This window comes from uncultured Fibrobacter sp. (assembly GCF_937877005.1).
In the GTDB taxonomy this organism is placed as follows: domain Bacteria; phylum Fibrobacterota; class Fibrobacteria; order Fibrobacterales; family Fibrobacteraceae; genus Fibrobacter.
This window is the reverse complement of the sequence record NZ_CALEFV010000273.1, coordinates 1-1,723: the sequence shown is the minus strand read 5'-3', so window position 1 is coordinate 1,723 and position 1,723 is coordinate 1. Positions and strand designations below refer to the sequence as shown.

The 1,723-nt window shown below is 53.3% G+C and carries 1 protein-coding gene and 1 pseudogene; both read right to left on the bottom strand.

Annotation, left to right across the window (positions count from 1 at the left end):
- Nucleotides 1-807 (bottom strand): hypothetical protein (locus Q0628_RS12050; RefSeq protein WP_298771294.1); only part of this gene is annotated, 807 nt, incomplete at its 3' end.
- Nucleotides 808-1,003: 196 nt separating this feature from the next.
- Nucleotides 1,004-1,723, bottom strand: a pseudogene (locus Q0628_RS12045) (glycosyl hydrolase family 5); the annotation flags it as partial.

Genomic DNA, 1,723 nt, shown 5'->3' with positions numbered 1-1,723 from the left:
AGAAATAAGGCGTGGCTCGACAGAGCTTGTTCCTTCGTCTATATACCCTTTTTCAAGGGCAAAATCGATCGAGCTCTGAGATCTTGTGATAGCCTTGACGGTATAGGTGCCGTTGCTGTAGCTGGTTTCGAGGAAGTAGGCGTTCCAGGAGAGGCGAGTCGGTTCGTTGGAAAGACCGCTGAACTTGATTTCGCTCGTAGATGCCTTCTGGGCGACCGTCTGGGTCAGGCTACCGGTAATCGTGACCTTGCCGTCGGTAATGGGGGTCTGGGTGGCCGAAGAAGTCGCAACCTGCTTTTCTTCAGAAGATGAGCTCTTGTCGTTATTTGCGGCCGTTTCGCTACTGGTCGGAGTGGTTCCAGTGCTGCTCGAAGAAACCGTCGGAGTCACGTCTGCAGACGAGGCCGGGGTTTCGATGGCTGCGGAAGAAGACGGCGGCAAGGCCATGGAGGCTGTTGCGCGGGTAACGACAGTGAGGTTATCCAGGGCGATGTTGTTCAAGATGATGGTAGAACCGTCGGCGGCAATCATGTTGCCGGTCGTATAGTTTTCATCGGTAAATACGAACGTCGCGACCGGATTTCCCTTGAGGTCCGTCACGATACCTGCGGGGTAGATGAGGTAGGGCTGGTCGGCGTTGATGAGCCAACAGGGATCGTCTGCCGGCACGGCACTTGGATCGTTTTCCGAAGGTTGATTAGCGTTGGGATCAAGGTTGCTGATGACGTCAGTAGCATCATCGGTGCAGTTCACAAATGCCAGAACGGATCCCAGGATCAGTGCGGACTTCAGGAATTGGTATTTCATAAGTGTCCTCAAATAAAACTAGTGAGACTTTCATTTGAAAGTCCTTCCAATTCCATCCGACGCAAAAGATAGTTTAATTGTCAAGAAAATTCACGTAAAAAATTGAAAGTCAATCAATTATGCGATTTGGCTCACAAAAAATAGGGCCCCGGCGCTTGCCGGGACCAAAAGTTTCAGCGTTTTGGCACCTATGGGATTAGTATTTCGCCTTGAGTGCCTGCGGGCATTCCACTTCCTTGTAGGTGTGGTTCGGGTTGCCTGCTGCTTCCATCCAGGTTGCCAAGAAGAGGCAGCCTTCCTTGGCTTCGGTGTCGTTTGCGAAGGCGCTGTTGCACTTCTTGGTAAGGCATTCCTTGCGTTTGGAGTATACGTCGCCGTCATAGCCGGATTCGTTTTCGCAGTCGCTGAGGAAACCCCCGTATGTCGTGGTGTTGCTCGGGATATTCCAGCCCATCTGGGCGCATCCGTTAAAGGCTCCGAATCCGCCACCCGGAATCATCACGTCAAACTGACCGCCGGCTACATCGTAGCCGATGTTCGATGCCATCACCACAAGTGTCTTGCCCTTGAGTTTCTTGTGATTATCCTTGGTTTCGTACTTGCCTTCGCCCGTAAAGGTGAGGGCGAAGCACTTGCCGCAGGTGTTGTCGTTACCGGGAGTTGCCGCGAATGCGTAGGCCAGCTTTTCGCTCACGATAATAGGAATCTGGCTGGTGCAGGTGGCGCCCTGTCCGCCTTCTTGACAGATATTTTTGGTGCTGTTGTTGTCTATGACAGTCTTTCCCCCGTTGGCGCTACAAGTCCTAGCCGTGCCGCCGTGTGCGGGTTGTGCGCAGTGGGGCATGCAGCAGTCCCAGTATCGGGTTGCCCATCCTGGTTGTCCGCCTGCACCTGCGTTGAGGTACTTGGCTTCTTC